The following is a 12053-nucleotide window of genomic DNA, read 5'->3' on the forward strand; positions in this document are numbered from 1 at the left end:
CCGGGAGCCTTGCTTCGAACGGACTGCCACGTACCGCGGATCGTACGGTCTCCGGCCCACTTGGGAGGGCAGCAACCGGCCCTCCCAAAACCAATCTACAAAAATTCAAACAGATAAGGATCCGGCGGCATACGCTGGAACAAGCGGCCGCTCCTTCGAGACAGCGCTGGCGCGCTTCCTCAGGATGACGCTGAAGGAGGGCGGGCTCAGCAAGGGGCCGCCTTTGTGGCAAACCTAAAGAACGGTCTCTCCACACATTCCACCGTCATCCTGAGGAGCGCGCTTGCGCGCGTCTCGAAGGACCGCCCCCCGGGCACCCGAGCAAGCGGCCCGTCCTTCGAGACGCCGCTTTGCGGCTCCTCAGGATGACGTCAATGGGTGTGGCGGCGTCCCGAAATGCAGTCGACCAATACCGTCCCCTGCCCTATTTCGGCTGTGGCCCCGTATCGAAGCGCGGGTTGCCGCTCTTGAGGACCGGGCGCTGCAGGGAGACATTCTCCCGGCTTTCACGCCAGACGACGAAGATGCCGGAGGCGATGATGACCGCCGAGCCGATGCCGACATAAAGATCCGGCGTTTCGGAAAAGAACAGCATGCCGAACAATGTCGCCCACAGGATCTGGCTGTATTGTAGCGGCGCGACCACGGCGGCGGGCGCGGCCTTGTAGGCCGTGATGGTGCCGAACTGTGCAACCACGGACAGAATGCCGATGGCCGCCATCATGCCGAGATCCAGGAGCTGCACCGGCACATAGACCACCGGCAGGGTCATGGACATGGCCAGCATCGACAGGATCATCGGATAGAGAATCAGAACGGCCGGGCGTTCCTTGCCGCCGAGCTTGCGCACCAGAATGGTCGACAGCGAATTGGCAAAGGCCGCCAGTAGGGCTGCCCCGTGCCCCAGTGTCAGCTCGGTCACGCCGGGACGTAAAACGATTAGAACGCCGATCAGGCCGACGATCACGGCGGCCCAACGCTGTGCCCGCACCGTTTCGCCCAAAAGCGGCACCGACAGGGCAGTGATCAAGAGCGGCATGGCAAAAAGCAGTGCATAGACCTCCGCAAGCGGCAGCGCGGTGAAGGCATAAAATCCGCAGGACATGGCGATGATGGCAAGGCCCGCGCGCGACAGCACAAGCCAGGGATGACGCGGCCGGAAATTGTCGACCGCCTTGTCGGCCAGCATCGTCATCGACATCGGCACAAAGGCGAAGAGCATGGAAAAGAAGATGATCTGGAATACGGGATAGCCCGCCCCAAGCGCCTTGATCAGGGCGTCATGGGTGGAAAACAGGGCAAAAGCAATGAGGGCGGCGGCAAGTCCCTTGAGCGTTGCTGACATGGCAAGGCCTTTCCGGTCCGGTGGTCTCCGCCCGCCGGGAGACGAGCTTTTGAACGAGAGGAAGGGGCGCTGCGTGGGCTTGCCACTCCTGACGCCGGGAGCCAAAGGAAACGCGGCTCGAGAGTCTTGTTACCAGACTTTTCCGGTTCGCCAAAGGGGCGCCCCGGGTCTTTGAAGCCGGCTCGCAAGCTGCCGTTATCGATCAGCCTGCGCGGGGCTCAGACAAACACCCTTGCCAAGGCTGCCACGGCAAGTGCGGTCGCTGCCCGTTTCGGCCCGGCAAAATCGGACGCCGCCTGGCCGGGCACCATCAGGTCGATCCGGTTGAGGTCGGTGGCTTCGAGATGATCGAGATCGGCGGATTTGGCTGCTTCCTCGGCGGAAATGCGGATTTCATCGAGCATGCGCACCAGGCCCTGCCAGATGTGCAAGGGCGGCGCCTCATTCGTGCTGCACCAGCGAACAATTTCGTCTTCCGATACGTTCAGAGCCGTAGCTGCCTCTGCCGTCGCCAGTCCGAGATAGCTCATCACATCACTGAAATTGCTCATTCTTTTCCCCAAGAGACGTACAACGCCCCACACAGCTGATCCGCAATGATGCACCGCAATATGTCAAAAATCCAGCGCTTTACGGAATTTGAGTTAACTCCTGCACCGGCAAAGCAATCCGGAGGTCCCGGAATCCTGCGATTCCCGAGCCTCCACTCGGTATAAATCTCAAGAGTGGGACACAGCTTTTGACAAATTGCCTATGCGGAACCTCCAATTGTCTGAAAAACCTTGTAAAAATTGATATCGGTGGAAAACGATAGGCTGCCCGATTGTCCGGTTCGGTTAATGATAGGTTTATCCGACCAAATCACTTTGACCGCTGACGCCGCCGGACCTCTTTGATGAAGTTCAAGGGAAAATCCTTCATTGCGATCGTATTGAGCCCGGAGCCACCCTTCACAGACTGGCTCCAGGAAATCGACCGCATCATTGTCCGCTCGCCGGGCTTTTTCATCGACCGGCCGATCATTCTCGACGTGCGCGGCAGCAAGATCCCGATCGACGAGCTGGAGCAGCTTCTGGAAGAGCTGGGCAGCCGCTCGATCCGTGTCATGGGCATCGACGGCGTTGCCGGCACGCGGCTGAAACCCGGTATGCCGCCGAGCTTTTCGGGAGGGCGCCTGGCCTCGGACATCGATGTTCCGACACCTGCGGCCGGTGGAGCAGCCGAGGACGACGCAGACGAGCCTGCGGCAGGACCCACAGCCGCTAAGGCGGACAAATCTGCGGAAACGCCCAAACCGGCTGCGAAATCCAAGGGCAAGGCTGCTCGTGCGACCGCAGAAACCGTGGCGGCTCCCGCCAGCGTGGTCAGCGGCTCGTCGATCGTGATCACCGAGCCCGTGCGCTCCGGACAGAGCATCCTGCATCCGGAGGGCGACGTTACCGTGATCGGCTCGGTCAGCTCCGGCGCGGAGATCATCGCGGGCGGGTCCATACATGTTTACGGCGCCCTGCGCGGCCGGGCGCTGGCCGGCGTTTCCGGCAAGGATTGCGCCCGCATCTTCTGCTCCAAGCTGGACGCGGAGCTGGTCTCGATTAACGGCCTTTACAAGGTTGCCGACGATTTCGACGGCGCCTTGCGCAACGCGCCGGCCCAAATCCGCTTCGAAGACGAGACCCTTGTCTTCGAAGGGCTGAATTAACCCCGGTTCCAGCCGCCCGACGGCGATGGAACCGACAACAAAAACGGGACGAACACCATGAGCAACGCAACCGTCGTTGTGGTCACGTCAGGCAAGGGCGGAGTGGGCAAGACCACGACCACCGCCGCCATCGCCTCGGCTCTTGCGAAAGAAGGCTATCAGGTCTGCGCCATCGACTTCGACGTCGGGCTGCGCAACCTCGACCTGATCATGGGGGCCGAGCGCCGGGTCGTTTTCGATCTTGTCAATGTGGTGCGCGGCGAAGCCTCCATCAAACAGGCCCTGGTGCGCGACAAGAAGCTGAACAACCTCTATCTTCTCCCGGCCTCCCAGACCCGGGACAAGGACGCCCTGACCGAAGAGGGTGTTGCCAGCGTCATCAGCGAATTGCGCATGTATTTCGACTGGGTGATCTGCGACAGCCCGGCCGGGATCGAGCGCGGCGCGACTCTGGCCATGCGCCACGCAGACGAGGCCATCATCGTGTCGAATCCGGAAGTCTCTTCCGTGCGCGACTGCGACCGGATCATTGGCCTGCTCGATGCCAAGACCAAGATCGCCGAAGATGGCGGCCGCATGCCGAAGCACCTGATGATCACACGCTATGACACGGAACGCGCCAAGACCGGCGACATGCTGGCGACCGACGACGTGGTCGACATCCTGTCCGTGCCGCTGATCGGCGTGGTGCCGGAAAGCAAGGATGTCCTGAAGGCGTCCAACGTCGGCCTGCCGATCACGCTGTCGGACGAGAATTCCCCGGCCGCAAAGGCCTATACGGAAGCCGTCCGAAGGCTGCTCGGTGAGAATATTCCCGTCACCATCCCGGAAGAGAAGAGGAGCCTGCTCGGCAAGTTCTTCAAGGGGAGGGCCGCATGAATCTCCTGAGCCTCTTTGGCAAAAGGGGCGAGAGCGCCTCGGTTGCCAAGAACCGGCTGCAAATTCTTTTGGCCCATGAGCGGGCTGATGACGGCTCCGACGCGGTGCTGATTTCAAGCCTTCGCGAAGACATTCTCGCGGTGGTCGCCAAACGGGTGGCAATCGATCCGGATTCGGTCCGGCTCGAGATGGATCGCACCGGCGATGTCACCACGCTCGGCATCGACATCGAACTGCCCTCAGCCCGGGCTTCCTGAGGAAAAAACCGGCCCTCGCGGCCGGTTGTTCCCATATTCTCCCCTCACCATCGTCATCCCGGCCAAGCGGGGCGCGCGCTGGGATCGGGGAGCCCGAGCAATTTGCCGTTTGTCCGGTATATCACCACAAGGCATCGACTCACCGGTCCCGGATCTTCGCTGCGCTGCGTCCGGGATGACGATGGCTGGGGTTCCGGTTGTTCGACTTACCCCGGCTGGCTGGCCGGCTGGATCGGCACGTGGCGGAAATCCAGCAGGTCGGCGGAATAGACCGCGACCTGCCCCCTGCCCCGCCGCTTGGCCGAATAAAGCGCGACATCGGCCTGGCGCAGCAATTCCGTCGGGTTGTGCGAAAAGGCAATGCCGACACTGGCGCCGATGGCATAGCTGGCGCCCTCCAGATTGACCGGCTGGCTGAGCTGTTCGACGATCGCCCGACCGGCCGACAGGACACGTTCCCGCCTGGCCCGGCCGAACACGATCACGAATTCATCCCCGCCAAGCCGAACCACCGTGTCGTCCGCGTTTGCAAGATCCCCCAGGGCCTCGGCGACATAGAGCAGCATCAGGTCGCCGGTTTCGTGGCCATAGGTGTCGTTGATTTCCTTGAACCGGTCCAAATCCACATAGAGCAGCGCATGACCGTCCGGCAGAGGTCTCTGGCCCTGCAGAAAGGCCAGCTTTTCGTCGAGAAGCCGCCGGTTTCCGAGACCGGTCAAAGGATCGCTTCTGGCCTGGCTCGCCAGAAGTTCGCGCGTCTGTTCAGCTTCCAGCTTGGCCGCCTCCAGCTCTCTCACCGTGTCGCTCGCCCGGCGAAAAAACAGCCTTGCCGCCAGGAACATGCAGAAGAATACGATCAGGACCCCGGCCGCCAGAATGGGCAGCATCCGGAAGCCGGCCAGCGCCGGATTCCAGACAAAATAGCCGATCAGCTTGCCGTCTATGCCCCGGATGTCATAACCCGCCTGCCAATGTGCCGGCGGCATATCCGACAGTTTCAGATTTGGCAGACCGTATTTGGCGGACATTTCCGTCAAGATATCCGCGTTGATGGGGCGTGCGAAAATCAGCACGTGATCCGTGCTCTTGTCGCTTTCCTCGGCATATCCGGTCATCAGGACCGCGCTGGCGAGATAGAGATTGGCAAGGCCGCCGACCATGCCCGTTGCCGGCTCCGGCGCATCGTCCTGTTTCGTCGCGCGGGCCTTGGCAATGAGCACACTTACCGAGTCGCCGTAACGCGCCACAATATCCGCATCCCTGACGATACCCTTCACCACATGCAGTTTCGGCTGGTTGTTGCCGTCGATCACATGCATGCCTTCGATCTGCAGTTCCTCCTGCATGTAGTCGACAAAGGTTTCCCGCACCCAACTCATGTTCAGGTCATAAACGACATTCTCAATGGCATCGTTCCAGTAACCGTATTCCAGCGTGATATCGGCCAGATACTCGGACCGGTCACCGAGCATGGCGGTGAAGATCTGCTGGGAGGACCGGATGGAATTGCGGTCGAGCGTGAAGGACAGAAACGACACGAATGCCATCAGGCTCACCGCGCTGATCAGAACGGTGGCCCAAAACGGCTTGGAAAGACGGCGGATCTCCACCGCTTGCGCTTCCCCCGTGGCCTTTTGAAGCGGGTGCGGTGAATCAGGCCTAATCGGCTCGTGACGCACGTGTTGGTTCACTTTCTTCGCTGCGGTTCCGCAAAGACTTAAATGCTGCAGCTTTAACGATTATCGTAGACAAGCGTTACCGCACTATCAACAAGAGAAAGCTCAATTCAAATAGATACTTAGACGGTTATTCCCCGCAAACACACCAATGGGAATTTTTATGCATAAAAATACCGATAGAAATGTTCACATCACATCTGTACGCCCTCGTAATTATTGCAGGATACAAGAGCCACCACCGCACTCCAGCACGCCGTGGCGCTTGCTCCCCGGCACAGATGACCAACTTGCCGGTAAGAAACGGCGTTGAAATTCCGCAATAAAAGCGGGGCGGCCCATCGCCCAGGGGCGTGACCGGTCTATCTCTGCGGCCCTAGAAGAGCCATGTCGCGCTCGGCCAGAAACAGGTTGGAATACAGGTTGGCGATCCATTGCCGGCCGGAAGCCGTCACCTTCAGATACTGGATCGCCTTCTGGATATAGGGCGCAACGCTGTTCCAGTAGAATTGCGGGTAGCGATGCACCAGATCGGCGGGCGTGTCATAGCCGAGCTGCTTGTTGAGCCCAGCCTCCTCGAACTCGAAATAAAGCGCGTTGGCCTTGCGGATGTAATGCGGATCGCCCAGCTGACCGATGAAATCCGCAGCCCGGACCAGATTGGCGTCTTCGCTCAGCACATCGCTTTCATTGGGGATGGTGCTTGGAAAGCGCGAGCCTTCGATGGCATCGGCAATGCGCTGCGGATCCAGCAGGCCCGTGCCTTCAAGCCGTTCGAACACATAAAGCTTCGAGCGGTCAACATGATAAGCGGTCAGCGCGGCGTCCGACGCCCCGCGTGGCAGCTTCACCGCCTCGCCGCCCGCGTTGATCACATATCCGTCCGGCCTGTCCTTGGGCAGAATGCCCCGGATATAGCCAATATCGTGGGTCAGGCAGGCCACGATCACATGGGCATAGTCGGACGGTGCCATGTGGGTCTGCAGCGCCCGTCCACGCAGGATGTCATGGCCAGCCATGGTCACCAGCATGGTGTGCTCGATATTGTGATAGAGCGCGTCGCTGTTGCCGATGCATTCCATGGCGATACGGGCGATCGAGGGCACCAGTTCGGCCAGCTCCGGCTCGGACTTGCCGAACCGCCGTTGCACATAGGCCGTCAGGAAGTCTCCCAGCGCATCGGCTGCAAGTTCCGGCAAGGTGATCATGGCACGGCCCATCCCAGACTGATCTGACAAAAGGCAAAAACACCTTTGATTTGGCACCTTTGCCGGTGGCTGTGTCAAGCTCGTGGAAATCCGGCAATGAAATTTTTCTTGGAACCCGAGAACTCCGAATAATCTTTACTGGCATCAAAACTAGGGATGCACCTGAATATTTCATCAACTTAAAATAGAAATAATTTGCTCAATGCATGCATTGCTAGTACTCGTAGAGCGTGTATCGGCGCCGGCTACACTTATCAGAAACCCTTTTCAGGGAGGATCTCATGGCAGATCAGATTGTAGATGTTGGCGAAGTTTCCACCGCGACCGCGAACACATCAAATACCTGGAGCTGGTCGCTCAGCTTGTCCAACCTGCGTGGCAATTGCGTCATCAGCTGGTCCTCGAACGCGCCGTTCCGCGCCCAGCAGTCGCAGGTTCAACTGATTGAATTGCCAAGCGGAAATGTCGTTGCCACCGCCTGGGCAACGGATCAGTCCGGGTCCTGGGACACCGGCAAGAACTACGGCCCCGGCTGGGCCGCGCGCTTTATCGCGCAGATCGGCGCGCTGGACGCCAATCCTTACCAGACAGTGCTGGAGACGCCGGTTTCGGAATAGTCGCCGGCGGGCACTGCGCGGGCTGCCCCCCGGCCCGCGCGGTGTTTCCACCCGATTGCAACCTGTCCGATCAGGCCTCGTACACGATCTCGCGGGTTTCACGGAAGGTCACATCCGGGAATTTTTCGGTGACGTGACCGATTTCCCAGGCGTTCTTGAACAGGAACACCGGCTTGTCGTCGCGGTCGTTGGCGATCGACATGCGGTGACCTTCCAGCATCGTCTGCAAGGTCTGCTGATCGGTCTCGATCCATCGGGCGGTGGTATAGGGCACAGCCTCGAAGCCGATTTCCGTGCCGTATTCCGCCTTCAGCCGGTCGACCACCACGTCGAGCTGCAGCGCGCCGACCACACCGACGATCCAGTTGGAGCCGAGATCCGGCTTGAAGATCTGCACCAGGCCTTCTTCCGCCAAGTCCTGCAGGCCCTGGCGCATCTGCTTGACGCGCATTGTGTCGGAGAGGCGCACACGGCGCAGGATTTCTGGCGCGAAGGCCGGCAGACCGGTCACATGGATGTTCTCGCCCTCGGTCAGCGTGTCGCCAACGCGCAGCTGGCCGTGGTTGGGCACGCCGATGACGTCGCCCGGATAGGCGAGATCGGCGATCTCGCGTTCCTCGGCAAAGAAGAAGATCGGCGCGGAGACGGCAATCTGCTTGCCGGCGCGCACATGTTTCAGCTTCATGCCGCGCTTGAACGTGCCAGAGCACAGGCGCACGAAGGCGATGCGGTCGCGGTGTTTGGGATCCATGTTGGCCTGGACCTTGAAGACAAAGCCCGTGACCTTGTCCTCTTCCGGCATGATGACACGTCCGCCCGTGGCCGGCTGGCTGTGCGGTGCCGGGGCATTGTCCGCGATGAAATCGAGAATTTCCTCGATGCCGTAGTCGCGCAGGGCCGAGCCGAAGAAGACCGGTGTCAGGTGGCCTTCCAGGAAGCTTTCCCGATCGAATTCGGCATAGCCTTCCGCGCCGAGTTCCACATTCTCGGTGAGTTCGTCCATGATCCGGTCGAAGACCGTGCCGGTCAGAATCTCGTCGTCAAGGCCGGAGACGTCCTTGGTCTGGGCGTAAGGCCCGCCGCGCTCGCCTTCAGACGTGTGAAACTTCTTCTTCTTCCAGTCATAAACGCCGAAGAAGTCGGAGCCCATGCCGACCGGCCAGGTTTGCGGGGAAACGTCCAGCGCCAGCGCTTCCTGGACCTCGTCGAGGATTTCCAGGGCATGACGGCCTTCGCGGTCGATCTTGTTGACGAAGGTGATGATCGGGATGTCGCGCAGGCGGCAGACCTCGAATAGCTTGCGGGTCTGGGTCTCGATGCCCTTGGCGGCGTCGATCACCATGATCGCTGCGTCAACGGCGGTCAGCGTGCGGTAGGTGTCCTCGGAAAAGTCCTCGTGGCCCGGCGTGTCGAGCAGATTGTAGACGATGCCCTTGCGCTCGAAGGTCATGACCGACGAGGAGACGGATATGCCGCGTTCCTGTTCGATCTTCATCCAGTCGGACCGGGCGCGGCGGCGTTCGCCGCGGGCGCGCACCTGACCGGCGGCCCGGATCGCGCCCCCCGACAGCAGCAGCTTTTCCGTGAGCGTGGTCTTACCGGCATCCGGGTGGGAAATGATCGCGAAGGTGCGCCGGGCTTGATGAGGCGCGGTGCCGTTGAGGCTGCTCATAAAGATCTCCTGATCCGGTTCCGGTCTGGCGGGCCGCGCAAACGCGCCGGAGAACCGGGGCGCAGCCTAAATCTCAAAGCCGGACGGATTGATGTTTCGTTGGCGCATGGTCATAGAGAGAATCCTGCTAAATTTCCAGCATAGAATCATTGATCTCACACCTGCGCGAGGAGCTCCGCGTGAGCCAAAGCAAATGCCTGATCATCGGCGTCCTCATGATCGCCGCCACCGCCGCCATCCTGCTCGCCATGGGACGGATCCCAATCTGCGACTGCGGCTATGTGCTTCTTTGGACCCCGGCGGACGATCTCGCCGGCTCGTCCCAGCACATTGCCGACTGGTACACGCTCTCGCATATCATCCACGGCTTCATCTTCTACTGGGTGCTGTGGCTGGTGTTCCGGCGCAAGAGCGTTTGCGAACGGGCACTCGGCGCGATCTTCATCGAGGCGGCCTGGGAGGTTGCCGAGAACAGCCCCTGGATCATCGACCGATACAGGGAGGCCACCATTGCCGTCGGCTATACCGGCGACAGCGTCCTGAATTCGGTTTTCGACATCGTCTGGATGCTGACCGGCTTTATCTTCGCCTGGCGCATGCCGGTCTGGGTGACGGTTCTGACCGCGATTTTCTTCGAACTTCTGGCGCTCTGGGTGATCAAGGACAATCTGACACTGAACGTGCTGATGCTGGTCTACCCGGTCGAGGCGATCCGGGTGTGGCAGGGCGGCTGAGCCGAAATGGCTTTTCACCATGCCCAACACCTTCGTCATTGCCGGACTTGATCCGGCAATCCATGCCGTGACGGTGCCTCAAGCCAGACCCTGCCTTCAGCCGACCTGAACGGCATGGATACCATGGTCGAGCCAAGGCATGACGAAGACCGAGGTGTTGGTCCTAGAGCTGAAACAGCCTGTGTTTTTTCAAAAGCTCGATCAGCACCTCGCGGGCGTGCTGGCGGTGGCTTCGGTGGCATTCGCGGGCCTTGTCGGCATCGCCCGTCCTGATGGCATCAAAGACGGCCCGGTGATCCTCGTTGGATTTCACCGGCAGCGGCCGGATGTAGAGCGTCATGGCGCGGGCCCGGCGGACCTGGTTGGCCATCATGGAGACGATCGACTGGACCCGGGAATTGCCACCAAGGCGCACCAGCTCGGCGTGGAAATCGTTGTCGGCCATGGCCCAGGCTTCCCGGTCTTCCCGTTTCAGCGCGTCTTCCATGGCCTCGATGGATTGTTTCAGCGCCGCGAGCTCTTCAACGGAATAGCCTTTCCCGGCCGCCTCTTCCGCGGCGAGCGCCTCCAGTTCCGTCAGGACGGCATAGATCTCTTCCATGTCCTTGAGCGACAGGGTCGCGATGCGAACGCCCTTGCGCGGCCGGACTTCCAGGAGCCCCTGCTGGGCGAGCATCAGCGTTGCTTCACGCACCGGTGTGCGCGACATGCCGAGCCGGTCAGCCAGTTCGCTTTCCAAGTGATCGGACCCGGCCGCCAGTTCGCCGTCGAAGATCAGCTGGCGGATCTGTTCCATCGCCTGGGTGGTGATGGTCTTCTGTTTCGGAGCTTCAAGCATGACCGAACTCCCTTATTTTCCGTCCCGTACTGTCTGACTCGTAAATGGCACGTTCAATCGCGATCACCCGCAAATAGTCGCGCGCTTCGTTTTCCAGCGGCGCCCCGTCCAGGACACCGCAGATGACATGATCTATCAGATTCTTGACGCAATCTCCGCCAAAGCCCGTCCAGGACCGCGCGGCCAGCAAGGTGGTCGCCTCCAGGTCGCCGAAATGGCGCAGATGAACAGATCCGTCGCCTGCTAGCGACAGCGTTCCCCTGGTTCCTTCCACCAAGGCTTCACCCAGTGTTGTGCGGCAGTTTTCGGCGGCGTGGTCGAGCAGGCGATTGCCATCGAAAAGGGCTCGGACGCCATTGTCGTAGTCGAATATGAAATAGCCGGCATCCTCGCCCTTGATCACAGGGTTGAGCTTGCGCAGATCCGCATAGACGGCGCTCGGCTCGCCGAACAGATAGCGGAACGTGTCGATCCAGTGGACGCCGGTTTCGTGAATGAGAAGCTTCGGCATGTCCTGGAAATAGGGCTGCCGGTCGAGATAGGCCTCCGGCCCCTGCCCGTCTCCGGTGCGAAGCCGGAAAGTGAGTTGCAGCACGTCTCCGATCAGGTCTGTGTCGAGGGCCTGGCGGATGGTGCGGTACCAGGGCTGGAAGCGGAAATTCTCGTGCACCACGACAGTCACGCCAGCCGCTTCCGCAATTTCGGTAACCGTCTGGGCCTCTTCAAAGGACGTGCAAAACGGCTTCTGGCAGATAATCGTCTTTACGCCGTGGTCTATCGCCTGGCAGATGGCCGCCCTGTGGGTCTGCGGTGGTGTGATGATATCCAGCAGATCGGGCTTGGCCATTTTCAGCATGCAATCAAGTTCGCCGAAAGCGGTCAGGCCGGTCGCTTTGGCCTTGTCGCGGTCACTGTCACAGGCACCGACCAGGTGCACACGGCTGCTGCGCCGCCAGGCGTCATAATGGAACTGCGCGAAATATCCGGCCCCGAGACAGGCAACCCGCAAGGTATCCGCGCCGTTTTTCATCTCTTCCCGATCTCCTGAATCACATTGGCCAGGCAGCTAATCCCCGGTGTTTCACCCGGAGTGCCACCATTAATGGATTTTTGATAGTCGACATTCAC

Annotated in this window: 12 protein-coding genes; 5 read left to right on the forward strand and 7 right to left on the reverse strand. The window is 60.5% G+C overall.

Going from position 1 to position 12053, the window contains the following annotated elements; all coding sequences use genetic code 11:
* Positions 1-424 precede the first annotated feature (424 nt).
* Positions 425-1345, reverse strand: coding sequence for a DMT family transporter (locus M0H32_RS23380; protein ID WP_248158107.1), 921 nt, complete (start codon positions 1343-1345; stop codon positions 425-427).
* A 218-nt stretch (positions 1346-1563) separates the two neighbouring features.
* Entirely contained in the window at positions 1564-1896 is a 333-nt protein-coding gene (locus tag M0H32_RS23385; RefSeq protein WP_248158109.1) for a hypothetical protein, read from the reverse strand.
* Between the two features lie 344 nt (positions 1897-2240).
* Here M0H32_RS23385 and minC point away from each other — a divergent pair, with 344 nt between their 5' ends.
* From minC to minE, 3 genes are read left to right on the forward strand one after another with little or no spacing between them, the layout of a single operon-like run.
* Positions 2241-3044 (forward strand): septum site-determining protein MinC, encoded by an 804-nt coding sequence (gene minC / locus M0H32_RS23390; protein ID WP_248158110.1) that lies wholly within the window; start codon positions 2241-2243, stop codon positions 3042-3044.
* A gap of 57 nt (positions 3045-3101) precedes the next feature.
* Complete coding sequence (gene minD, locus M0H32_RS23395) at positions 3102-3923, forward strand: septum site-determining protein MinD (RefSeq protein ID WP_248158112.1); 822 nt, start codon at positions 3102-3104, stop codon at positions 3921-3923.
* The gene (gene minE / locus M0H32_RS23400; RefSeq protein WP_248158114.1) at positions 3920-4180 is read left to right on the forward strand and encodes a cell division topological specificity factor MinE; all 261 of its coding nucleotides are present in this window, start codon (positions 3920-3922) and stop codon (positions 4178-4180) included. Before minD ends, minE begins: the two co-directional genes overlap by 4 nt.
* Positions 4181-4386: 206 nt before the next feature.
* On the opposite strand, the gene M0H32_RS23405 is transcribed toward minE, so the two are convergent.
* Together M0H32_RS23405 and M0H32_RS23410 are read right to left on the reverse strand one after the other, a co-directional pair.
* Positions 4387-5727: a diguanylate cyclase domain-containing protein gene (locus M0H32_RS23405; RefSeq protein WP_248158124.1), complete on the reverse strand. Its 1341-nt coding sequence runs from the start codon at positions 5725-5727 to the stop codon at positions 4387-4389.
* Positions 5728-6218: 491 nt separating this feature from the next.
* Complete coding sequence (locus M0H32_RS23410) at positions 6219-7064, reverse strand: metal-dependent phosphohydrolase (RefSeq protein ID WP_248158125.1); 846 nt, start codon at positions 7062-7064, stop codon at positions 6219-6221.
* A gap of 281 nt (positions 7065-7345) precedes the next feature.
* Between M0H32_RS23410 and M0H32_RS23415 the strand changes: the two genes are divergently transcribed.
* Complete coding sequence (locus M0H32_RS23415) at positions 7346-7681, forward strand: hypothetical protein (protein WP_248158127.1); 336 nt, start codon at positions 7346-7348, stop codon at positions 7679-7681.
* Between the two features lie 70 nt (positions 7682-7751).
* Here M0H32_RS23415 and M0H32_RS23420 read toward each other — a convergent pair whose 3' ends face one another.
* Positions 7752-9353 carry a peptide chain release factor 3 gene (locus M0H32_RS23420; protein WP_248158129.1) on the reverse strand — a complete coding sequence of 534 codons (1602 nt, stop codon included), beginning with the start codon at positions 9351-9353 and terminating at the stop codon, positions 7752-7754.
* Between the two features lie 179 nt (positions 9354-9532).
* On the opposite strand from M0H32_RS23420, the gene M0H32_RS23425 reads away from it, so the two are divergent.
* Positions 9533-10087 carry a DUF2585 domain-containing protein gene (locus M0H32_RS23425; RefSeq protein WP_345779359.1) on the forward strand — a complete coding sequence of 185 codons (555 nt, stop codon included), beginning with the start codon at positions 9533-9535 and terminating at the stop codon, positions 10085-10087.
* A 163-nt stretch (positions 10088-10250) separates the two neighbouring features.
* Here M0H32_RS23425 and M0H32_RS23430 read toward each other — a convergent pair whose 3' ends face one another.
* Both M0H32_RS23430 and M0H32_RS23435 read right to left on the reverse strand, forming a co-directional pair.
* Entirely contained in the window at positions 10251-10925 is a 675-nt protein-coding gene (locus M0H32_RS23430; RefSeq protein WP_248158131.1) for a GntR family transcriptional regulator, read from the reverse strand.
* Positions 10918-11955 (reverse strand): Gfo/Idh/MocA family protein, encoded by a 1038-nt coding sequence (locus M0H32_RS23435; protein ID WP_248158133.1) that lies wholly within the window; start codon positions 11953-11955, stop codon positions 10918-10920. Before M0H32_RS23435 ends, M0H32_RS23430 begins: the two co-directional genes overlap by 8 nt.
* Between the last annotated feature and the right edge of the window lie 98 nt (positions 11956-12053).

The organism is Roseibium sediminicola (assembly GCF_023156505.1).
GTDB lineage: Bacteria > Pseudomonadota > Alphaproteobacteria > Rhizobiales > Stappiaceae > Roseibium > Roseibium sediminicola.

Bases quoted from the DNA above. Each gene is read 5' to 3' on its own strand.
- M0H32_RS23415 (WP_248158127.1), top strand. From the start codon at position 7,346: ATGGCAGATCAGATTGTAGATGTTGGCGAAGTTTCCACCGCGACCGCG.
- M0H32_RS23435 (WP_248158133.1), bottom strand. From the start codon at position 11,955: ATGAAAAACGGCGCGGATACCTTGCGGGTTGCCTGTCTCGGGGCCGGA.
- M0H32_RS23380 (WP_248158107.1), bottom strand. From the start codon at position 1,345: ATGTCAGCAACGCTCAAGGGACTTGCCGCCGCCCTCATTGCTTTTGCC.
- M0H32_RS23385 (WP_248158109.1), bottom strand. From the start codon at position 1,896: ATGAGCAATTTCAGTGATGTGATGAGCTATCTCGGACTGGCGACGGCA.
- M0H32_RS23420 (WP_248158129.1), bottom strand. From the start codon at position 9,353: ATGAGCAGCCTCAACGGCACCGCGCCTCATCAAGCCCGGCGCACCTTC.
- M0H32_RS23405 (WP_248158124.1), bottom strand. From the start codon at position 5,727: ATGGCATTCGTGTCGTTTCTGTCCTTCACGCTCGACCGCAATTCCATC.
- minE (WP_248158114.1), top strand. From the start codon at position 3,920: ATGAATCTCCTGAGCCTCTTTGGCAAAAGGGGCGAGAGCGCCTCGGTT.
- minD (WP_248158112.1), top strand. From the start codon at position 3,102: ATGAGCAACGCAACCGTCGTTGTGGTCACGTCAGGCAAGGGCGGAGTG.
- M0H32_RS23410 (WP_248158125.1), bottom strand. From the start codon at position 7,064: ATGATCACCTTGCCGGAACTTGCAGCCGATGCGCTGGGAGACTTCCTG.
- M0H32_RS23430 (WP_248158131.1), bottom strand. From the start codon at position 10,925: ATGCTTGAAGCTCCGAAACAGAAGACCATCACCACCCAGGCGATGGAA.
- minC (WP_248158110.1), top strand. From the start codon at position 2,241: ATGAAGTTCAAGGGAAAATCCTTCATTGCGATCGTATTGAGCCCGGAG.